Here is a 22,530-nt window from a genome sequence, read left to right as displayed (position 1 = left end):
GCAAGGAAAAAACAAATAAGATAATGAGAAAAACAAAATGTGATATAAACATGCTATATCTATCACATTAATAATAACACCAGAATAAACTATCAAATTGATAGTGCTAATGTGACATTTCACACAAATATTTATAAGCTTGTGGAGTATCAACATCTAAATGTATTTCTTCGCAAGACATGTCTAAATATTTAACTTGATCACGGAAAAGAATTTCTTTCATCGATGACTTTATATCGGCATTAATCACTGTGTTTTTCAAGCTATGAGGGATCAGCACAGGATGGCCCGGTCGTATTGCACTGCCAGGAAACACAGTACATCCACCTCGTGCAAACCATAAATCGTGGAATATATATGAGGGAATGCAAGGCATATCACCATGGGTAATAAAAAAGTAATCACTCTCTACATGCTTGAGTCCCTGCTGGATAGAGCTAAACATGCCATCTTTGTAACTCTCATTACGCACCAATAGCACTCTTTCATTATCCTTATACTTTTCAACAAGTTCTAACCACCTATGACCCACAACCAAAATCACTCTGCTACAAAATGAGAGCGTATTTTCGATACTTGCATCAAGGATTGTATGCTGCTGATAAGGTAGCATGAGTTTCCAACTTCCCATTCTTGATGATAAACCTGCCGCAGGTATAACACAGTCTAAACGCTTGGGACTTAAATATTTATCCATAATAAAGACACTCATTAAATAACATTTATGGTTTATCAGATGAAGACACGATTAATTGAAAGCAATCCAGATGAATTCATCTTGCCTGAGTTATATAAATACACTTTAACATCTAAAGACACCCCTTTATTTATTACTCTAGTCGGCGGTGGTGGAAAAACATCGGCTGCATTTTGGTTAGCGGAAAAGTTCAAGCAATGGGGCTGTTCGGTCTGTGTAACCACGACAACCAAAATGTATTTACCTACTCAAGATCAAGCTGATTATATTATTCCTCTTGATGCTATAAATTGCAAAAAAGACGATGGGATAAATAACAGCCATAATTCTTCAGCACAAAACTCGTTTTGTATTTGTGATCCTACAATCACTTTTATCTACAAATCATTGATAACGGATCATTTAAAAACACCCAAAGCTAAAGTATTAGGGTTATCTGAAAAAGAGATAAAAATGATCGAAAACGATGGTCCCTTCACTGTTTTTATTATTGAAGGCGATGGTTCGCGAGCACTACCAATAAAAGCGCCTAATGGGAATGAACCTTGCATCCCTAGTTATTCAAATATGGTGATTGGTGTCACTGGCGCAGAAGCCATCAACCGCAAGGCAGATCCCTGTCACATCCACCGTTGGCCAGCTTTTTCAGCGATGACCAAGTGCCAACCAGGTGATGTGATTGATGTTCAAGTATTGCAATCGTTGATATCTCATCCGCAAGGGCTCTTTAAATCAACCCCAAAAACAGCAAAAAAGATCTGGTTGATAAACAAAATAGACTTGGCCAATGATGCTCAAACAGTGAGCAACATAGCAGAAGAAGTGTTGGCAAACTGCCCACAACTCAACGCAGTTTGGCTAACGGAAATGCAAGCGGAAACACCAATCAAAAAAGTAATTTTGAAGGAACAAGTAGCTAATGCCACTGAGTCATGCCACTGAATCATAGCAGCTACCTGACTTCGCCAGTACAGAGGTCATAAATAATGAATATATTTGCCAAGGCAGCCCAGTTAGAACAAGAGAACGTTCCATTTGCACTTGCCAATATAATAGAAACTCGCGGCTCTGCACCGCGCCATTCAGGCCAGATGATCATCAAAGCTGATGGCACCATCACAGGCACTGTTGGCGGTGGGATGATTGAGCGATATGTGATCGATCAAGCCTTGGAAGCTCTACAGGAAAGAAAGCCCCGCGTTGTTAAAGGCCGTATGACCCGCAATGGCCCAGATGCCATGGATATGGATTGCGGTGGTGCGATGACAGTGTTTATCGATGTTTACGGCTTACGCCCCAGTTTGATTCTTATTGGTGCAGGGCATGTCAACCGTGCCGTCGCCCAAGCAGCCCACGTGCTTGGCTTCGATATTTCGGTCGCCGATGCCTATGCTGATAGTCTGCTCGAAGCGCATTTCCCAATCGGCACCAAACGTCTACTGGGCGATACAATGGAACAGGCCATTGAACAACTCGATATCAACAAAGACAGCTATGTCGTCATCGCGACGAATCATCAAGATCAAGATGCCATATCCAAAGTCGTGGATTGTGAAACCCGCTATACCGGTCTTATGGCGAGTCGTCGAAAAGTACAGACACTTTTTACTCACCTGCGTCAGAGTGGTGTCGATGAAAATCGGATCAAAAATATCCACTCCCCTATCGGTTTCAATATCGGAGCAGAAACACCAGAGGAGATCGCCATCAGCATTATGGCGGAAATCCTTAAAGTGAAACATGAGTCAGTTGGCGGCCAAATGAAAGACGACACCCGCCTTAACCGCAATAAATTGGTATTACTACGCGGCGCCGGAGACATATCAACCGGTGTAGCTGTTCGCTTGTTCAATGCAGGTTATAAAGTCGTAATGACAGATATAGCCAAACCAACCATGATTCGCTGCGGCGTATCGTTTGGGCAATGCTTATATGGCAAACCAATAGAAGTAGAAGGGATCACAGCCTGCAAAGCCAACAACAAAGACGAAGTGTTCGATATCATTGACCGCAACCAAATTCCGGTCGTGATTGATGAAGATTGCAGCTCGGCTGAGACGCTGAAACCCACATTCTTAGTCGATGCTATCCTTGCTAAGCACAATCTCGGTACTCAAAAAGACATGGCGCCAATTACCATAGCCTTAGGCCCGGGTTTTACCGCAGGTAAAGATTGTGATGCCGTTATTGAAACCAACCGAGGCCATCATTTAGGCCGAGTGATTTACCACGGTTCAACCCAGCCAAATACTGGCATTCCCGGCAATATTGCTGGCTATACCCACCAACGCGTACTTCGAGCGCCATGTGCAGGTGTCATGCATAACCACGTTAAACTCGGCGATCTGGTTGAAGAAGGTGATGTCATTGCCCATATCGGTGACAGCCCTGTTATCGCGCCACTAAGCGGAATGGTACGCGGGTTATTAAACGATGGCCTGACCGTTCGAGAGGGCTTTAAGATTGGTGATATTGACCCTCGAGGTCCTGAAGCGGATTACACGACGGTATCGGATAAAGCACGCGCAATTGCAGGTAGTGTATTAGAAGCCATGTTACACCTTGAGCACAAGAGAGTAAGCTAATCAATCACCTAGCTCTCTTTACCTTGACCTTTAGCTAGGCATTCTCACAATAACTAGAGTCGCATACAGCCTGACTTGTATTCATCAAGTCAGGCTGTATTCTAAGTCACGTCGACCCGAGTTAAAATGGGAGGATTTGCCAGAGTTTAGAACAATGAAAACGAAGAAGGACCGACAAGTTAGACCTGTTTAATATTGTTAGTCCTTATTGTTAAAGTTAAGGTAGGTAAATAACTAATAATGTTGTAATTAAAGATATGAAGACAGTTTTACCCGTTAACTTTCTCGATAAAGTTAAATTTGAAATCGCTAAATATAATAATCCACAATATTTTGTTCAGTTTTGGCAGTTAGATGGCCACCTAGACAACCAACGTTTGAAAAGTGCCTTTGAAAAAGTTTATGAAGCCATCCCAAAACTTCAAACCAAACTGGTCTATCAAGACAATCAATATTTGTATCAACCATTTGACTATCAAAACAACTTTTTACTGGAAGAGACTGATCTGTGCCCGGTGACCGCTCTTCAGGTTGCTTTGAACAACAATTTTGAGCAGCTAGTATCGCAGGCGAACTTTGCCCCCTTTATTGCGATAAAGTTCGACAAGCGTGACAGCGATGAGTCCGTTCTGTGCCTTCTTATCAACCATATATTTTGTGATGCACCATCCGGTTACCTATTTAGAGAGCAATTAGCAGCGGAATACAACAACGCAGATGTAGATTTATCTGATACAACGCTGAGCCTGTCTGATGAGCAGTTTATACAGCAACAGGTTAGTGATAACGCCGCTTTTAATAAAGCGATAGAGCAGCAACGTTCACTATCAGCGTGCTTTTTGTCTGAGGCTAACCAGGTTGATCTTTTTTATCGAGAAGATACCAATAATGCCGTTATTTTTGACTTCTTTGATATTGATACCGCAACAGTTAAAAGACCAGAAGGCATGACTCTTAATACGCTGATCTCTTCGGCTATTGCCAAGGCGGTTATGGAATTGAAGGCGGACACATTGCAAGGCAGTGTCTCTATGTCGATCACCACAAATGTACGTCAAAATGAAGACAAGTTGTTCGGGAACTTTGTAAGCGCGATTCCGGTCAAGCTTGAGCAAGACGAAATAGAACATATTGCGCCGGCATTTCAGCAGCAAATCAACAACTTTAAAATGAACCCTCTAAGAGCATTGGTATCTTACGCAGGGTTTGCAACAAGCTTTGCCAATGCAACCCCAGAGCAACTGATGAATGGATTCAGGTTGATCAGCTCTAAATCTAATCTCTATATCTCGAATTTTGGCCATTACAACCGCAATCAGGATGAGCGTCTTGAATTTTCGGGCTCGACGACAATTAGAGCGGGCGGTTTCAATTTCCCATTGCAAGGGCATTATGGCCTGATAGTCACTTTGGTTCCATATAGCCATAAAGTAAGTGTAGGGATTGCAGTTTCGCCTTCTATTTTTAATAAGCAGGATTTAGAGAGCTTTAAAAGTCAGGTGGCAAAATATCTTAGTTAAGCGCCGTGACTGTGCTTAATAAAAAGAATAAGAGTGCGATGAAATAGTGATTAGGCTACACGAAAAGCGCCCTAAGCTCTTTATTGGGTCATGGCTCCAACCTTGTAGATCAATAGTAAAACTCTTGTTAGATAAAGGTGCCGATGACCCTATCGTGCCTTTCTTCTAATCTGGAGAAGCCGACAGTTTTCCGAACCAGTCGTTTCAAGCGAGCTCTTAGGGTGAGATTGGTTCGTTCAATCCTTTGCGTTTACCGATGATGTGCATCTCTCTAGGTAAGTTCGCTGAATAAACGCGGTAGTCATCTGTACAATAAAAAGGAATGATAAACTTCGACAGCAGACGTTGTCGCTTATTTAATGCATTGGTGATCACGCCTTTTTTACAGCTATCGTAACCCACGTTTGGACATAAACGTTTTAGTGACTTTGCTAAATTAGAGATCAATAGATTATCTCAAGTATAGGAAACCTTGGCTAGCAAAGGGCAAGGCCTGACCGTTCGTGAGGGCTTTAAGATTGGTGGTATTGACCATCGAGGTCCTGAAACGGATTACACGACGGTATCGGATAAAGCACGCGCAATTGCATGTCGTGGCCAACAAGACTTAAGAAAAACCCACCATAACTAAGGCTATTATCAAAACTGAATCAACGCCTAAATGAAGAGCAACAGTAAGCTGAAGACGATATTTAATATCACTTTTCAGCAGCACATCATTAAACTTATCTGAATTAAAATTACTCTCATTAACCCTTGATGCTATTTCTTCTTTAACAGACATAGCAAATTCAGTTGCTGTTTTTAGTACGCTAAGATTAGCAACGAAAAAAACTATTAGCCCTGCGGCAATAAAAATAGACATTACTCCGTCTAGTTTTTCAGCGGATTCCGTAAACATCCAACCACATACAGCAAAAATTGACACAGACCATTATGTCCAATATTGATTTACTCTATTTTCAACTTTTTCCCTAAGATCAAATAGCTCTGACATTTCCATTAAAACCCCCTTGTTCATAAGACTGCATTAAAGTGTGCTCCACTGAACCAGCAAACAACACTGAATCAGCAAGCAACACTGAACTCCGAACCAAAACCGCCGAGTGTAACGCATTGCCTTGTTAGCTGCCTTGGAAAACATCTATGAATCATATCGTTGAGGACAAGTAGCCTTTTTTGAGAATTCATCATTCGATGATAGATATTCCACATGTATATAATCAAGCTTCCACAGTGAACTTTCTTTCTTATATTCGATATTTATTGCTGTTGGCTCAGCAGATTCATCTAAACCGTTAATAGTCAAACAGCCTTTATAACCTTTGATTAGTTGATAGCTATTAATTTCTTTTTCGATGGAAAATGGGAGAGATAAAAGAAACGGATAAACCTCATTAAAATTACCAACGCCTCCATTATTCTTTAAAAACTTGGTATTTTCTACTGTAAGATAATCAGTGAGCAACTCATAATCACCCATCTTTACTGCTTCTTTAAATAAAGCATATGAATCATAAAGTTCAACATTACCTTTCGCATTTAAAAGCATTGATGATAAAAAAAACAAGAGAATAATTAATAAACGCATTACATAATCCCTCCAATTGCCCTTTGGAGCTCATGCTCTATCACTGCAGGTCGATTTTTTAAAGCTCTGGCAGCTCTACATAAAATACCTGAGCATGATAAAATCATATCTTCAATATCAAAATTTCCAGAAATAGATAAGCTAGCTACTTTCATAAAAGTAAATGTGGCTTTGTATTTTATATTCTTTTCATCAACTTTACTAAAAGAAACTGAAATAAACTTAACTTTAACTCCCAACTCTTTTAAAGCGTCATCAGCACTGAATGTTAAAACACCAACACTTCCTGACATTAAAACCTTTCCATGTTGATCTACGGTAACTTTGAAATTATCTTTGCTCCGCATCAACTCTGTGGTTATCCCTTTATTCTTTGAGTAGGCAACTTCTAATAACTTTGCAATTGTTACCTTAGCTTCAATTCTACTTGGCATTTCAATCCACTCATAATAGTACAAAGCTATAATGATATTTAAAATTAAAAAAATACCACTCAGTAAAATAAACAAATTAGAAGCATTCCGATTTTATATGTAGGTAGGTCATTAAGCTTTCAAATACTTGCGATCTAAGACCACCTTTAAAGCAACTAACAGCCATTTTCTACGCAACTCTTACGCATAATTCGCGCTAGACCTGCTGCCCGGCATTATATCGCCACACCTGATAAGCAAAGGAACGAGGAGATATGTATATTCCCCATCAAAAGTGCATGATTAAAACATCATGCACTTATACGGTGCACCCTCTGTAATGTGGGTGTCACTCTTCAAGAGTTAGAGACGATTCAATTATCGTTTAGGCACTAACGATGAATAAGGGGTACCAGCTGGATTACCGTATAGCGTGGAAAGAACATCCATTGCTGTTGCACTCCACGAACCAAAGTAGCCGTCAAGGTGATTAAACATCCCCAGCGCATGCGCTGCTTCGTGAGTCACAATGTCACTATCCCAGCTACACTGCCCATTACCCATGTTCACCCAAAGAAGGGTGTCATTGGAGTATGTCGATGTAGAATCGATAAGTATCGCCATGCTGCCATCGTAGGGAGCGGTTGATGCATTGGCACACATTGACTGTGGGTTGTCGCTAAACGCTTTACTGTAATAACCCGTGCCTTGAGCCACGACTAAGCCACCGATGATTCCATGGCTATTTTTAAATGTGTCTGCGGAAAAAGTGCCATTACCGACATTTTCTTGTGTATTTTGATTGTCGCGGTACACACTCAGATCTTCTGTAATCAGAGTGAAGTCGGTAAAAATATCGCCGAGTCGGTCTTCAATCGCCTTGATACCATTCACAATGACGGCGGGAGGGTTCGAGCCATCTTTTGATACATAATACAGAGGGATTTGATCTGAGATATCAAAGCGTACAGTCCCTTGTTGTTCAAACGTTGCTCCCCACATCTGATCGCTAAAGAGTGGTGGGAACCCCGTTGAATAGTTCGTCTTTTGTACGAGGCTCAACAGTTTCTGATCATCAACAGACTCTGCTTTTACCTTATCGTCACTGTCACCGCCACATGCGGTAAGTAACAATGTACTCAGTGCCAGAATGCCTGCTTTTTTCATGTGTGTAAATTTCACGGATAAACCTTATAATTATTAGATGGTTAATTCGCGATGAGTAATACATCAAAAGCTATCTTTTCCCTATGTGTTAGAACATGTTTTTTAAAAAAACTAAGGCATATACGCTTTTTATTGCTTTATCTTGCGATCGAAGCTTGCTTTGGTTAACACAAAAAAAATTGAAACTCGTAATGGGGCAGATTTGAGATAGTCATAGTGATTAACTCAAAAGTGGACAAAAGCGCGTTAGAATTGAATATTGAATCTGGCAACTTCAGATAAACTGAGTTTGGGCGAATGATTCCAACTAGGGCATATCTATCAAGTCGGTGGCTATTCAGGACGTAATTACTCTTTAGTTGCCCGTTTCCACCTTCTGTAACCTCGAAGGTAGCTTTCTGGATCGATACCACTTTCATTGTTAGCTTGAACGCCTATACGTTTAGCTACGTAAGGGTTCATCCCATACGCAAGGTACTCTTCAGCTTTATCTTCTAGACTCTTCTTTTGGTGTGATCTAAAAGATTCTTCGTCTTCCATCAACCTCAGATCACCGCCAACACGAACATAAAAATCAAAATGTTTATAATTATTCTTCTTATGACACCTTGCTGAATAGTTACCTACACCTCTTATTCGTGGCCCAAAGAAAACATCTTCAAGTTCTAATTTACCACCTGCCGCCATGTAAATATGAAAAGCCTCATTTATAGCAGAAAGTACTTCAATTGGAGGAAATCTTGGCCGCTCTAAACAATAACCAAGGTAATCTAACGGAGTCCCATCAATCTTGTCACTACGACTTACCCCACATTCATCATCATATTGAGCATAAGAGACGGCTTGCCACAAGTCTTCGACAGATTCTCTCCATGGGTATTTGTCAGTATCAGTTGATAGCTCATCTCTTAGTTCTTCTACTCGGTTCCAAGAATTAGGTTGAGTATCATTACTTGTCGGGCTAACTAACTGTTTGAGCATTGATATTAACTCTTCCTTTTCTTTCTTATCCATAGAACCTTCTACTCAGGTGATAATATCTTACACGTCTCGAAGTTTCGACTTTATTACTGCTTTAAATCAAATACTTACTATAATCAGGGCAAGTATTGCGATTAGCCAGATGCTCTTTCAGCTAGCTTATTCTTATGAAACCAATATTTCTACTCAATTAATCCTTTTTAAAGTCACGAACTATCAAAATTAGTAGGCAAATCAATGCTAGATTGAGCGGAGATGCTGTTAGCAGGCTGGATATTAATTCAGACATTTGTTGGCCTCTCTTAAACCGTTAGGATGTCATCATTATCTCTGCTGGATATGAGTTAATGAAGGACATGATCACTCTTTATTTGTCCGCTTACATTTTTCACAACACACCTCTATAGTCACTGCATATTGAATATCCACCGACTTGATGGACATATGTGTGGTATCTACTTGCATTAGGAAATATAGATCAAAGGAAGGATCCGTTACGCGCTCCATTAGATATTTAAACTCACTTTGGGGCACTTCTGTGTTACGAAGTGCCAACTGTGAAGGTTCTGGACAAAAAAAATTTAGACTAATCACTCTAGAGCGACAAGTTTAGATTAGGAAATACTATGGTTAATGCATTGCGCACCTGCCAATGCAGAGGCATGAAGCGCCGTAACATTGGCCTGATGTTGCTAATTATTAGAGTCGATTGTTCACGAGTCGTTTCTCGTCATATTTGGCATCTGGCCTAACATGCCAGACTTCCCAAAATGGAACGTCTCAAGCTGGGCTCGCGGCGTTGAGCTAGACTTGATCGAGCTTGTATGCAAAGCATCATCTTTCGTGCTGGCAGCGTAAAGCTGACCTGAGAATGGGATGCTTGTGTCGTAGTTTTCAAACCACCTCCCCATCGCTTCCGTTAACTCTTTATCTGATTTATCTACATGCGCCAAAAATGCGCTATGGTTTGCAAAGAGTCTTAAGTCATGGACTAAATTCGGGTTCTTTTCATCAGGAAATGCAGCGGCCATCAAGATCCCTGGGATTTTTTCATACCATAAATTACATACGCTCTGAAAAGAAGTCCCCAACTCTTTCATCTGGCCCGGTTTAACATAGCGCATTGTAAATCCAAATAATGCAGGGCCCTCTTCTCCTCCGCCATCTGCTTTAATAAAACCAGCCATACTTTTCTTAAAATCGTAACGCACACATGGAATATTCTGAGTCTCAGCAAGTGTATCCTTGTCCCAACCACCATACACAATCAGTGTATCAGGATCTTCTGCTGTACTTTTATAAGTAGCCCATAACGGTTCACTCTCAGTTGGTCGGCCCCAATCGTTAGCGAAAGCATTTGCACTCTTAACCCAGATAACATGCCAGTAAACCAATGGTTCTTCTTTATCAGGAAATGCAAAGATAGCCTTAACGTCTGGATTGCTCTCGTAGACAGACTTGGAAAACGCTTGATACTGGATCTTAAACTCTTCTAACATGTCATCCTTGATACGACGCTTGCCGTAAATGATGACTGGCGTTGTTTCAGCCGCCCCAGTAGGAGCCTTTGCTTCACCAAGCACCTGCGGAGCCGAGTTATCTATCTTTTCATTTTTTGCTAATTTCATATCTGCTCCAAGTAAAGCTTGCCTATTTTAATCAACTCAGAAAATTTAAATTTTCACTAATTAAATTAAAATTTCAGGTATAAAAAAACCCTCTGGCGATTTCGCTCAGAGGGTTTTTTTAAAGACGCAAAAAGCTACCCCCCGAAATTTATCGTGGTGGTAGTGGTCGTGTTAATTGCGTTTACATAAATTCGTTTCATATTTTATAAGTAACAAATCTTTTATAACACAGCAAGCTTTCTTCAAAAAATGTACTTTATTTTTGAGTATAGCGGTAAGTCATGGGGCATGAAGTCTAATGGGACAAAAGCTTACGTTTAGTGCTTCAAAAGCGTCCATAAAATTGAGCATAGTATTCGCTCGATGCCCCATAACTGAAGGTCTTTCACTGGCAGTTTTTTTTGATGTCTGATACTTCGTAAAGCGATTAGAAAATGTATCACAAGCTCGCATTAACAGTCTGCTAATGAGTTTCAACTCTAAATGATAATGGGGCATTTCCAAATTAGCCATTAGAGCTGAACCGCGCTAACTGCACTTTCCTCACGAAAACCACCTAAAAACCACTCAAACTGGAAACCGGAATTTCAGAAAATTCATCGCTTTTTTATAAGTCATTTAGAAACAAATAGATAAGATGAAAAAGCCAGTCCAGTTTGGCCGGAAAGAATCCAGAACAGGACTGGAAACCACAAAATGTCATTTCCAGTCTTGGGCTGGACTAGCCCAACGAAAAATCAATAACTTACAAGACGGTTTCCAGTTTAAAAAGCCAATTTTTCCGGTAATAAGCTGGATTTCGAGCGAAATTCCGATAATAAGCCGAATTATGGGCAGAGCAGACGAAAAGAGAGCTAGGGGGGCTCTCTTGGTACTGCCGTAGAGGTGTCATAAGTGTAGTTGAAAACCTGGTAATATTAATATCAACATTACTATTAATTGCGTCTTCCTGTGACGCAAATTTCAGACAAAAAAAAGCACCTGAGTGACCAGGTGCTGTTGATGGTTTATTGTCATTTTGTTCGCCGCCGTTTTTTACCCTTGTAGTTAGGTGATAACTCATCAAACCTTTCTAACAAAATGGTTTCAGCGTGCTTGGGGTAAATCTCGAATAACCCACACCCTTCTTCATTCAACCTCAAAATAGGGTCAATTTTCGCCAACTTCAGCGCACATAAACATTTGGTTTTACTTCTGCCGTTGAAAAAAGCCCACTTATTCAGGATAAAATAACGATCTTCCACTCGCTTCAAAACACAAGTCGGTATCTGTTCATTGATTTTTGGAGCATCATGGCCAGCAATGCCTTTAAAAAAATCACTCGCTAAAAAAGCAGTAACATTCAGCCTCTTCGTGCCTAAATAGGTTGGCAGTAATCCAATCGGCATTAGGCCAATGTTGTGCTGTTTATACGCTTGTGTATATAGCGTTTGAAATGTCGCTTTATGCACAAAAAGTCTGTCAATAAATGTCCCCTTCACCTCACTCGCGATTTGCACAGGCAAAACACCCTCACTCATTGCCAAGAGAACATCACTTTCATAGAGGCCCGCAGTAAACAGGCAGGCTTTAGGAACCAGGCCATCATAACGTTCATAGCCATCAGTAATGCGATTAACGACCGGTACGTTCATGAATTTTGCGACAACATCTTTCAAATTGAAGAGTGCATCTCTTTTGGCCGCTGTGGGGTTCACTTGGGTAAAGAAACCCGAGAGTTTTAATCGTTCTAAATCGCCAGGCTTGATACCTAAACCTTTGCTTAGCGGTGAAGCCTTGATGAGCTCGTGCGTCTCTACGTTCTCACACTGCATTGCTGCATGTTTACTGCTTTTAATGATCTCAAGCGCTCTGGCTCGATCAGAAAAGACCTTTTTGTCCATATCAAATGGGGGCGTTACTTGATTTGCCGATAAAGCGAGAGCATCGGCTTGGTCGTAAAGAGTCAGTGGTAACGCCTCCCCAATAATCGCGATTTCTTGGCGCCACCGACAAGAGAGCTTATCCCTCAATTGTTGCCTTGCTGTATCACTGTGAAGTAACCCCCACGCTTTATCCATCAATGCCATGGTTTCTGTTATGCGCATTTCACGAATGCGCATATCCGTTGTAAAGAGATCGTCAGAGCGGATCACTATCATTGCCATGTTTAACAAGCGCTTGAGCGTAGTTAAAGAGGCGGCACCTTGATTCACTTGAGATTGCCAATCGGGCATTGCCATTTGATGGCGTGACCACCCCTCCACAGCGGATGCACAATGAAAACAACGTCCACCGACACATGTCTCAATCACTATCGCTTCACCACAATGAGGGCAAGTTTCTATGAGCTTCTCTTGATGCAAAGGACAGACGCAGTACAAGGCATGTTGCCATGCTTGCCGGTGGTATCGCGTCTCCTCTACACAGCTCGAGCACATACGTATGGCTCGAACTTTCATATCACTCGTCCCTTTGACACTGGGTGCCCAAAGCGCCTTCAGTTCAGGGGGACGCAATACATCAAGCAACGCACTCTCTGAAACGTTTAAAGCCTTGCCTAATGATGAATACATGTCTTGCTCAGAACGAGAGCCCGGTAGAAACCAAGGCTTACTCTGACGATTAAAACCAAGCAAAGCCAGAATATCACCATAACTGCAGGCATTAACGTCGGCTAATCGCCAGACAAAACTTTTAATACTTTCACCAACCATAGGGCTGCGACGGACAGACAGCGATTGATCATTTCGAGGCCCAAAAATCATACCGCCACCTTTTGAAATACGCGGTTAACCTTAACCCGATCTTCTTCAAATGGGTTTAAACCGATCTCTTCCTGACGCTGGATAAAGTACCGCTTAAACGCCTGAGCAAAAGCGTATAAATCTAACTCTTCTTGGCCATTCTCTAGTGCGACATAAATCGCTTCCGTTGCTAACTTTTTGATTAATGCAAGGCTCCCCTCAGTGGCTAAATACAACCGTTTCAGAGCGACCCCTTTAAACTCAAACGCCAAGGGTAAAGGGGCGTTTTTCATCAACTCTGCCACAAACTTACTGAAGTACTCGATAGCCTGGTGACTGCGCATATTAAACCCAGGTAGTTCATACAAATTATACAAACGTTGAAACTGCCGATTAATTTTCAGCAACTCAGCCACAACCTCTGTCCCCGAAATGACAACGGGGATCTTCATCTCCTTCATAAACCCCTTGTAGAAGTTGGCAGTTAAGAGCGCGCTCTGTGTTGACTTACACTCGAAGAGATCTTGAAATTCATCCAAAATAATCATAATCACCCCTTTTTCGTGAAAGAGCTTGACCAACCTTTTTCGCATGTCCTCAGTCGTCCCGGAGGTCGAGTTAACAGCCCCAAGCTCAAACAACAGCGAACTGTAGAAACCTTTCGCCGTTGTGAACGTCTTCGCTGTGATGTTAATGACGGGTTTTTCATCCGAGTTAGCGGGTAGCATGGCTTGCAGTTTTTCCTCAAATGCTCGGCATACCGTACTTTTACCGACACCTGTCGCCCCTGAAACCGCAACAGATTCAAACTCATCGCTGCACGAGAAGCAAAGGGCCTTCTCGAAGGCCTTGAGTACCCTTTTGAAATGCGGGTGATAAACATAGGATGACTTAAAATCAATCAACGTCGGGTTCTGAAACTGACCTAAAATACTGCTTTTCATTAACCTTCACCCTCATCCCAATCGTTTTCATTCACATCATCAAATGCATCGATACTCACACTGTCCTTCTTCATCATGAGCAATTTATCGATTTCAGCTTGTGCGTTATCCACGTCTAATGGCGGGTTCACTGGACGTTTCTTGCGGCCCTTTCCTGTATTTTTTACACGTGATTGGTTTTCAGCAATATGCTGCTTACTCCGCTGTTGATAATTCGTTGATTGATAGTCTGATTCAATCGAAAGCGTGCCATTGATGTACTTCGTTTCACCCAGCGACATCCCCTCTGTAACAAGTGGGTTGGTACAGGGAACACGCAAGTACTCATCGTTAATCGTGTCATGCACCACAACATGCGACATGTCGCTATGGGAAACATAAATATTGATTTGGGGATTTTTCTTCTGACTTGGCTTTTTGAGTTCACGGTGTAGTTGTTGCAACTCCTTACTGTGATAGAAAAAGTGCATGTTTCTAACCCCTTTCGTCGGGTCGAGTGTGGCAACTTTAACACGCGGGTACGCCATGCGGATTTTATACGCTTCAAGTGGAGGTGAAACATCCGTGAAATATGCCCCCTTTTCCCATACATTGAACGGGGTATCACCGTTTAAACCACGGTGTGGCTTATGGTGATAGTCTTTTAAAATAAAATGATAAAGCTCATCTTTAAATTGACTGACGGTCAGTGAAGCACACTTTTCAAGCGTTGAATCTGGCTCCAAGTCATTCGCATAACGACTTGATGAGATATACCCATCCATCTGCTCCAAAAAGCTTTTACGCAAAGTCCCAAAGAAACGCTCAATAAACGGCTTTTTCCAAGGATGACGCACTCTCGTGGTATCGCGAGAGATACTCATCAGAGCAAGCAATAACGTAAAGCTTATTGATGTATAGCCAGCCCCTGCATCCGCAATAATTTGTGATGGCTGACCATACATGGGCCATTCATCCTGGTATTGCTCAGGGATGGCAAGATTCCCTTTCTTAGGCAAAACAGCATTGCGAATACAGTCAACAACATGTTCAGTACTTTCCCCCTTGCGGCCCACTTCAATTGATACCCCTAAGATAACTCGACTGTGCGTATCAATGGCAGCCGTCAACATTACAGGCCCTAAGTAACGAAGCTCTTCATCCAATAACCCCGCAGAAATATACATAGAGTCAATTTCAACTCGCTCAAGAATATGATGCGTTATATATTTGCGTAATGCTGCTCGCTTCGCTTTATTCGATGCGGACTTTCCAAAATGACCATCAGTAATATCGACATCAAAGAGTATTCTATCTTTCAAGTCATAAAACGTTGACTCAGCAGGGTATGAACCTTTCCCTTTCGCTTTGAACCCCTTCGCTTTCCATGTCTCGACGAGAGCAGTATAAATGGTGGCTAACGAGGCTGGATTTTTGGTTAAGTACCGATCATCTAACGATTGCTGAATATCATCAACAAAGTGCGCAGCTGTCAGTATTTTTTTGGGGCCCTTTTGGGTTGGCGCCAACGACATGAAGTGCTGTCCACCTTGAGTGTACTTCTCTTTCCAGACAGATAAGGTAGATTTAGATGGGGGTTTTCTATCACCTAATCGCGCAGCCACTGCTGGCAGAGTTTTTAACGCCTTTGCTGATAAAGGCTCATCGAAGGTAAGTAAGTGCTTAATATATTCGATTTTGCGGTTGGTTTCTTCTTGCTCGTCATAGGTCAATATCTGCTTGACTGGCACCAGCATTTCTAACGCTTTTATTTCCAGCTCATTTTTCGAAAATTTAGATGAGGCAAGATGTTTATCTAGATGATAATACTCACCGGTTTCACTGAATTGAATGAAAAGAACATCGTGGGTTGGGTGAATAATCGTCGCGTCTTTACCGTCGAGCGTAATCTCCATCCCTTTTCTAAAAAACTGAGAATAAGATGCCTGCATCATGCGAATACCACCTCTGATTGCGATTTAATCGCGCCTCGTAGGTTACATAGCATGTGCTCACAACCAATCGCATGATAAAGCCCCCCAACTCTGATGCCTTGACCTGTCAGCCAGGTAGCCACCTCCCCAATCGAAGACGTTGCACCTAAGTCTTTTTTGGCATCAGACAGCCAATCGAGCGTATGTGGGTGGCTCTGATGACGCTTCAAGAGCCATAAGTTTGCGATATAAGTGCGATTACGCGTTGACTCGTCAGTTAGAATTCGAAATCGAAAGCCTTTTTCGCGTAACCCACATTCAATCTTTCTTAAGCGTTCAATCACTTTCGGCTTTTTGAGTTCATCGACGGGTTTAACTTCTTCAATGTAATCTGTGCCATCGACTTCACGCGTTATCGCATCGGGTGTATAGCGAATACCATTAATCAATAAGGTAAACGGCTGAGTCTGATACGTTTCGATTTTTGAGTTGAAATCGCGCTGAAGACACCACTCTTTTTCAAGTGTGCTTTCGCAGAACTGAGGTAATGCGTGCTTAAGGCTGGGGTAGGAAATCACCGTTTTTACGGGGCTATGACGAAAAAGTCGGCGTGATAGATAATTTTTTTCAAACATGAAAAGTCCTCTCTGTATTAACACAGAGAAGATAGGCGCAGAGTTAACTTATTTCAAGCGCATTATCAGCACTTACCGTCATCATAGTACTGACATAAACAGAATTCAAGCTTTTTCTATCTAAATATTTTAAAGTGAATCAAGGAGATATTGCTTTAATATTGACACAAATATCATTAAAACAGGCACTTAAATAATTTTAATTATTTTGAAAAAATTGATCATTTTCAGCAGGATAAAGCAATCACTGTACAATTTTTACACAGACGAGCGTCGATACCCTACCCAAATTTTGAGTCTAAAGAATAAGAAAAAGAAGTTAGCAAGAAATTCAGGAAAGGCTAAATGTCTAAGCTGAGCAATATGGAAACACATAAGCCGGTAAAGCTTCACCAAGTAAGAGCAGCTCAGCAGCTGGTCGAGTGGTGATAAATTGAAGCCTTTCATGATAGCGATGACTTACACTTCGACGAAGCCGTAGATTGGGTTAGCTCTGAGTAATAATAGGCCAATCCAATCAATCTGACCTAGCTCATTCTCCTAATCGCAGCGCAGGATTTGGTGGTTTTGTAGCAGTGCCGTTTCAGACTCGCTTTTAGTAAAAACGTGCGTGAGACGCTATCTCAGTATCGTACCCGTAGCGCCTTCGCCACTTTATTCACAGAATAATAGTCTTATGACATTCAGCATTACTAGTGTTCACCCTTACATGAATTAAATTTAACCACTTGAATTTAATAGACATTTCTTCATTTAACTTCGATTATCATCAGGCCTGTAATTAATTACGAATAATTACATGATATTTGTAATTACATCTGCGATCGTATTGTTTAGAGTAATTTCCGTACTCACTAACGGAGAAGAACTATGCAGAAATTGACTAAACACGACACTATACTTTGGATAAATCATGCGATTGCTAACTTTAAAAGCCTAGGTAAAAACCAAAAGGATTTAGCCACTAAACTAGGCTTGGAAGAAAGTCGATTGAGTGAGATGAAAAACGGTGCCGGTACTATCTCTCCGTCATTAATGGAAAGGATTGTTGATCTATGTGGTGCCCCGCGTCGTAATTCTGGTCGCTTTGAAACAGTCGAAGTTTACGATAGCTTAGATACTTTTTTTGAGTTGTTTCGCCCTGTCACCGAAAACCGATTCTTTCGGAATTTGATAGAAACCTTTAACAAAGAGAGCTATATCAATCAGGTGTGCAAGCACAGTTACTTAGAGCCAGGGACGTTTGACTGTAGCGAACCGGATGCTAAAAGAGCACTCACTATTGCTAGGATTAACGAGCTAATCCGTTCAGAAGAATTCTGTGCCGTGTGCGTTCAATATAAAGACCATTTACATCAAGAAAATGGACGTTATTTTGATTGGAAAAACGACAGGTGTGGGGAAGGTTGGCAAGAGCGCGAATGTTTTAAAATGAACGGCCTTTATATTAAAGAGTTCAGGGTTTTTCACGGGCTATATTTGCTTTGGATCTTGAGCAGTCAAGTAGATAATTATTGCTTTGCCAGCGGTGAGCCGGTCAATTTGAATCCACTCAAGGATATCACACCAGTTGTCCTGATAGGCAGTTGTTTATTGTTTATGCAAAATTCAAGACTTGATGAACATAGCCCTATAAATCAGGCGTCGAAAGAGCTCTTCGGCAAAAAAGAACATTACAGCGATCTTAACGGCCGCATGTTTGATGAATATGAAGATCTTGACTATATCTCAGGTGAGAGTTTCCATTTCCCTGATTTTTGGGGGAATGTATGCTGTGAGTTGTATTTAAGTGACAATATGAACTACCACCTATTAATACACTTAGCACCATCAATGATTATTCGCTTAATAGATCCGGATATTGATAATGAATATAAAGCAAGTCTTGATATTAATCAGCTTTCTGATATCGCTTCAAAAGACAGGGCAGCTGTAATCACTAACATTAATCCGTTGGATTTATTCCGGCAAATTGAGGAAGTTAGAAAGTGGTGTGGACTGCCACAAGATTCTCATTACGAATTAAAGAAGCAGATAGCTAAAGCTGGCGGATACATACCCGGCGCAAAAGTACTCGTCTAGTTGAGGCTGATAAGGCACTTCACAATATGGTTGAGATACCAAAGATAATGTTTTGTGTCTTTTACTCCCATCACTGAGTCAGTCCTGGTTGTGCACTCCTGAGGGGGCGTAACACACCTTTGCCCCTTTTCTAGTTAGAGTAAAGACTCACTCGTATGACTCGTATGTTGTTCATCGCGTATTGACTTACTATACCTAATGACTCGGGACATGAGTGTTAGATAGACAGCAAAGGCCTGACGGCTTTCATCAAGAAAATCAGCGTTGCCTCTGTCAATGTTCAGCCTGAACAGAGCTATGATGAGCAAAAGGATGCCCTGATCAACGCTGTGAAATGCGAGCTGAAAATTGCCGCGGCGAAGAAGGATAGCGACAAGGCTATGGACACCCCTATCGCCGACTTTGAGACCAAAGGCGTTTATGTCCGCAAACGGGTGAAGGGACGGAATTTCTCGAATGAGTCTGGTCGTTTGCCTAAAGCGATGCTGAATGAATTGGATCGGGTGATTGGGAAGCACAATACCTGAATTTTCCTACTATCAACAAAATAAGTTATTAGTAATCAAGGGAGCCTTTGGGCTCCCTTTTTGATAGGTACATATTTGGTTTAATAGTTATCTACTGGTACTAGCCTTGCTCACTATAGAGTAAAGTATATAGCTTTCTCGCCAACACTAGGTGAAAGAGAGCGATCCATACCTAACTCTATCGGTTTAATAGATATTGATAACTCCTCACTTTCGACTGTGTAATTTGCCCGCCCAAACATAGTTTGAAGCTCGTTATTTGGGTCGCCTTTTGTGATTAACTCCTTGTTCAACAGATCAGCGCCGGCTAAAACAGGCATGGCCATAGTTAGGAAGCTGCAGTTAAGCGCAAATTTTGGGTCAGTTACCAGTTGTTTATAAGGAGCAGGACTCAACTCTATGTCCTGAAGCTCCAACTCTCTAGTCGTAATCACCAGCTTTAACTTATTTGCGCTATTCACAAACGACATGTCACCAACTACAAGTTGGCTCGGGTTGTTATATTCCGCATGAGTATCTAGTTCTTGGTTGAAGTTGAACACGCAAGCGATATGCCCTAGGCCCTCGGGATTTACATCTACGTCAAGGTTGCTATCGACTGATACTTGAATCGCACCATGTATAGTTGCTTTTGTTAATGCATCTGATACAGCTAAGCTTCTAAGATTTGCCACAATTTGACTGTTTTCTATCTTGTAATGCCCTTTAACTTCTACAACCTCTAGTGCTTGATCTCCGATACGTATTGCTTCTCGGATTGTCTTGCATTTTGCAACGCGTATCTCATTTTCTGTGTCATTAATTACTCTTTCCGACTCCCTATCAACTTTACATTGGGCTTTACGGCGTTGACAATTGATTCTTCTTGTTTCTCTTTCTGCTTTGCATGCAGCCTCTGCAATGCATTCGTCAGGATGGCGCCATCCACAATCGTATCCATCGCACATACTAGAATAACTGCAGGAATAGTCGCAACTATCCCCTTCAAAAGGTCTACGCAGTCCAGAGCAGTTAGGAAGTTCTAGGCGGTCAGCAATTCTGACTTTCTCCTCAAAGCCATCTTTAACATCGAGAATGTGTTTAGCTGCAATTTTCAAATCGAGATGTGCGAGATTTCTGTTAATCAAGCCTGACACAGCCCTTTTCTCGATAGCTGCAATAGTAGTACTTGATCTCAGTTGCTTTGTGAGCCCAAATTTATCTTTGAGGGTTAACTCAGCCTGACTAATTAACTCATTATATCGTTGAGAAAAATCTTCCACAGTTATACCGGATTGGGCTTCCAATGGAGCGTTCTCGGATCCCTTACTCACAGTAGACGCGATGACATTTAAGTTTTTGGGAGTCATGATAAATGCCATGTCTACCCGTTGCGGGTTTAAGTCTAAACTGTCACCGCTGACCGTTATATTCGGTGGTACATTTTCTAATTCAGACCATTTGATAGGCTCGAAGAAATCAAGGTCAAGCCGGACTGGTATAGGGTCAGACAAAAACATGCCATTAATGTTATCAATGAATAAATCTAGTACAGACGATATAGAGGAGATAACCGGTTCATCTACGCCTTTAAATCTAATAATACGGTCGCTAAATTTGTTCACAGCTTCCAATTGTAAGCTGTGAATTGAAGGCCGCAGAGCGATTTTGTTGATGCCAGGATCGACCGTAAGAAGCCCTTTCAAATATGCATAAACAGGAAGTTCAAGAGCATCTATCGTCACAGTAGCATCAATATTTATCTCAATACCTTGCTCTACGAGCTTCAGTTTATAGTCTTTGATAAAGATATCTGACAGCCCTTCAATATCAAGTTGCTGTATCTTATCCATAGCTCTTGATTTTTGAATGCTTTCATCAGCAATCGCCACAAAGTCATCTTTTGAAATGGAAACCCAAAGTTCTGGACTAAACCGATTGTCCTTTAATTTTTGCAAGTTATTGTCTACTGATGCCTTTCGTACCGAGTATGTATCTAAAGGCGGCATTAGCTTGTTAACTAGTGCCGTGACGCCTTCAAAACTGATGTAGATAACGAATAAAGCAGCGATTAGACTGGAACATATCAGAACAGATTTTTTCATGTTAATCCCTTATATTAGCTAAAAGTTTTGTTTCTTGAACCAAATGCAGCCGCGTTAAATCGCTGTTCACGACAAGCAATCACGTCCACTTAATGAGCTAACCAATTAGAGAGAGTGTGATTTCGTTTTACGACAGAACCATACGTGATAGCCATAACGTTGACTTTACCCAAGCTTGAGTCGACTTATTGTGAGTATCATTTTCACTATGCCTATTAACTCATAAGCATGGATTATTCTGTGCAGTGTGACGTGAACTAAATCACAGAGTTGAGGGAATTTTTGGTCAAAGAGGTGAACGGAAGGATGTACTAAGCAGCGCAGTGAATTCTGAGCTGGGAGCTACTTTTTATAGCTCTATGTAGTGGTATGGTGAAGCGATAAGAGGTAGGTGTAGTGGCCATATCTGTACTAATTACCAATAGATATCATTGCTATCCCATTGTAAATCTTGTTTATCGTGTTATATTTATCTTGATTTCGAGTGCTTAGGTTAGTGGTTAGTGGTGTGGGTTCAAATCCTGCCCATCTTGTCTTGTCCTCAGCTGCCGTTACTTTGTTGATCGTTTGTTCTTATGTGAAGAATCGTGTACTAACAACATTGGAGCCTGGCCAAAATCCGGGCAAGGAGGGTAGCAATATGGGGAAAGCAAAAATGTACGCAAAATATGTGGTTGCTTCAGTCGCTGATGTAGCGTTGGCACTGGGGGCAAGCTTTTTGGCCTCGGTAGGCCCACTAACCTAAGCTCTCTTTATTATACTTCAATCACCTAATTTCCTTTATCCTTCTCGCTATAGGCGAAACACTGCGTAAGTTATTCGCCCTGTGGTTTATTCTAGGGCCTAATAGAGTCCATTATCACAACGTTATAGGTCTATTCAGACCGCGTTAGCAGTCAATGCTCTCAAGCAACAAAGTTGTCTACCTCATTCGCCCAATCTAAATTAACAAAAAACAGAAGATTCCGAGCCTAAACGCAACTCACTCTATCACTGGAGGCAGACGCGAAAGTGAGTAAGCAATAAGCTTTTAATTT

Annotated in this window: 18 protein-coding genes and 1 pseudogene; 6 read left to right on the top strand and 13 right to left on the bottom strand. The window is 41.5% G+C overall.

What is annotated here, in order from left to right; translation table 11 throughout:
- Positions 1 to 106: 106 nt before the first annotated feature.
- Positions 107 to 697, bottom strand: coding sequence for a molybdenum cofactor cytidylyltransferase (mocA, locus tag OCU87_RS17390; protein WP_261858931.1), 591 nt, complete (start codon positions 695 to 697; stop codon positions 107 to 109).
- Positions 698 to 736: 39 nt separating this feature from the next.
- Between mocA and yqeC the strand changes: the two genes are divergently transcribed.
- The 3 genes from yqeC to OCU87_RS17375 all read left to right on the top strand — a co-directional run bounded on the left by yqeC (position 737) and on the right by OCU87_RS17375 (position 4,802).
- A complete protein-coding gene (gene yqeC / locus OCU87_RS17385; protein WP_261858930.1) occupies positions 737 to 1,639 on the top strand; it encodes a selenium cofactor biosynthesis protein YqeC in 903 nt (300 codons plus the stop codon).
- A 44-nt stretch (positions 1,640 to 1,683) separates the two neighbouring features.
- Positions 1,684 to 3,282 (top strand): selenium-dependent molybdenum cofactor biosynthesis protein YqeB, encoded by a 1,599-nt coding sequence (yqeB, locus tag OCU87_RS17380; RefSeq protein WP_261858929.1) that lies wholly within the window; start codon positions 1,684 to 1,686, stop codon positions 3,280 to 3,282.
- A 257-nt stretch (positions 3,283 to 3,539) separates the two neighbouring features.
- Complete coding sequence (locus tag OCU87_RS17375; RefSeq protein WP_261858928.1) at positions 3,540 to 4,802, top strand: condensation domain-containing protein; 1,263 nt, start codon at positions 3,540 to 3,542, stop codon at positions 4,800 to 4,802.
- Positions 4,803 to 4,929: 127 nt separating this feature from the next.
- On the opposite strand, the pseudogene OCU87_RS17370 reads toward OCU87_RS17375, so the two are convergent.
- Positions 4,930 to 5,156 (bottom strand): annotated as a pseudogene (locus OCU87_RS17370) (IS1 family transposase); the annotation flags it as partial.
- Between the two features lie 118 nt (positions 5,157 to 5,274).
- Here OCU87_RS17370 and OCU87_RS17365 point away from each other — a divergent pair.
- Positions 5,275 to 5,433, top strand: coding sequence for a hypothetical protein (locus OCU87_RS17365; RefSeq protein WP_261858927.1), 159 nt, complete (start codon positions 5,275 to 5,277; stop codon positions 5,431 to 5,433).
- Here the strand turns inward: OCU87_RS17365 and OCU87_RS17360 are convergent.
- The 10 genes from OCU87_RS17360 to OCU87_RS17315 all read right to left on the bottom strand — a co-directional run bounded on the left by OCU87_RS17360 (position 5,410) and on the right by OCU87_RS17315 (position 16,800).
- Positions 5,410 to 5,730, bottom strand: a complete 321-nt coding sequence (locus tag OCU87_RS17360) for a hypothetical protein (RefSeq protein ID WP_261858926.1) — start codon at positions 5,728 to 5,730, stop codon at positions 5,410 to 5,412. The two genes, OCU87_RS17365 and OCU87_RS17360, sit on opposite strands and share 24 nt — an antisense overlap.
- A 216-nt stretch (positions 5,731 to 5,946) precedes the next feature.
- Positions 5,947 to 6,393: a hypothetical protein gene (locus tag OCU87_RS17355; RefSeq protein WP_261858925.1), complete on the bottom strand. Its 447-nt coding sequence runs from the start codon at positions 6,391 to 6,393 to the stop codon at positions 5,947 to 5,949.
- Positions 6,393 to 6,902: a hypothetical protein gene (locus tag OCU87_RS17350; protein ID WP_261858924.1), complete on the bottom strand. Its 510-nt coding sequence runs from the start codon at positions 6,900 to 6,902 to the stop codon at positions 6,393 to 6,395. The genes OCU87_RS17355 and OCU87_RS17350 overlap by 1 nt, the downstream gene beginning before the upstream one ends.
- 282 nt (positions 6,903 to 7,184) lie before the next feature.
- The gene (locus OCU87_RS17345) at positions 7,185 to 7,988 is read right to left on the bottom strand and encodes a hypothetical protein (RefSeq protein ID WP_261858923.1); all 804 of its coding nucleotides are present in this window, start codon (positions 7,986 to 7,988) and stop codon (positions 7,185 to 7,187) included.
- Positions 7,989 to 8,321: 333 nt separating this feature from the next.
- A complete protein-coding gene (locus OCU87_RS17340) occupies positions 8,322 to 8,987 on the bottom strand; it encodes a hypothetical protein (protein WP_261858922.1) in 666 nt (221 codons plus the stop codon).
- 680 nt (positions 8,988 to 9,667) lie between these two features.
- Positions 9,668 to 10,582 (bottom strand): hypothetical protein, encoded by a 915-nt coding sequence (locus OCU87_RS17335; protein ID WP_261858921.1) that lies wholly within the window; start codon positions 10,580 to 10,582, stop codon positions 9,668 to 9,670.
- A 1,013-nt stretch (positions 10,583 to 11,595) separates the two neighbouring features.
- Positions 11,596 to 13,329 carry a TniQ family protein gene (locus OCU87_RS17330; protein WP_261858920.1) on the bottom strand — a complete coding sequence of 578 codons (1,734 nt, stop codon included), beginning with the start codon at positions 13,327 to 13,329 and terminating at the stop codon, positions 11,596 to 11,598.
- Positions 13,326 to 14,252 carry a TniB family NTP-binding protein gene (locus OCU87_RS17325; RefSeq protein ID WP_048900422.1) on the bottom strand — a complete coding sequence of 309 codons (927 nt, stop codon included), beginning with the start codon at positions 14,250 to 14,252 and terminating at the stop codon, positions 13,326 to 13,328. The genes OCU87_RS17330 and OCU87_RS17325 overlap by 4 nt, the downstream gene beginning before the upstream one ends.
- Positions 14,252 to 16,186 (bottom strand): hypothetical protein, encoded by a 1,935-nt coding sequence (locus OCU87_RS17320; RefSeq protein WP_261858919.1) that lies wholly within the window; start codon positions 16,184 to 16,186, stop codon positions 14,252 to 14,254. Before OCU87_RS17320 ends, OCU87_RS17325 begins: the two co-directional genes overlap by 1 nt.
- On the bottom strand, positions 16,183 to 16,800 hold the full coding sequence (locus OCU87_RS17315; RefSeq protein WP_261858918.1) for a PDDEXK family nuclease: 618 nt from the start codon (positions 16,798 to 16,800) through the stop codon (positions 16,183 to 16,185). The genes OCU87_RS17320 and OCU87_RS17315 overlap by 4 nt, the downstream gene beginning before the upstream one ends.
- A gap of 870 nt (positions 16,801 to 17,670) precedes the next feature.
- On the opposite strand from OCU87_RS17315, the gene OCU87_RS17310 reads away from it, so the two are divergent.
- Both OCU87_RS17310 and OCU87_RS25065 read left to right on the top strand, forming a co-directional pair.
- Complete coding sequence (locus tag OCU87_RS17310) at positions 17,671 to 18,882, top strand: helix-turn-helix domain-containing protein (RefSeq protein WP_261858917.1); 1,212 nt, start codon at positions 17,671 to 17,673, stop codon at positions 18,880 to 18,882.
- Between the two features lie 221 nt (positions 18,883 to 19,103).
- Complete coding sequence (locus tag OCU87_RS25065; protein ID WP_390961520.1) at positions 19,104 to 19,409, top strand: ParB family protein; 306 nt, start codon at positions 19,104 to 19,106, stop codon at positions 19,407 to 19,409.
- 113 nt (positions 19,410 to 19,522) lie between these two features.
- Here OCU87_RS25065 and OCU87_RS17305 read toward each other — a convergent pair whose 3' ends face one another.
- Complete coding sequence (locus OCU87_RS17305) at positions 19,523 to 21,493, bottom strand: hypothetical protein (protein ID WP_261858916.1); 1,971 nt, start codon at positions 21,491 to 21,493, stop codon at positions 19,523 to 19,525.
- Positions 21,494 to 22,530 lie beyond the last annotated feature (1,037 nt).

The sequence above is a fragment of the Photobacterium sanguinicancri genome, from assembly GCF_024346675.1.
Classification (GTDB): domain Bacteria; phylum Pseudomonadota; class Gammaproteobacteria; order Enterobacterales; family Vibrionaceae; genus Photobacterium; species Photobacterium sanguinicancri.
The sequence above is the reverse complement of the archived record's forward strand: the minus strand, read 5'-3'. Positions and strand labels throughout refer to the sequence as shown.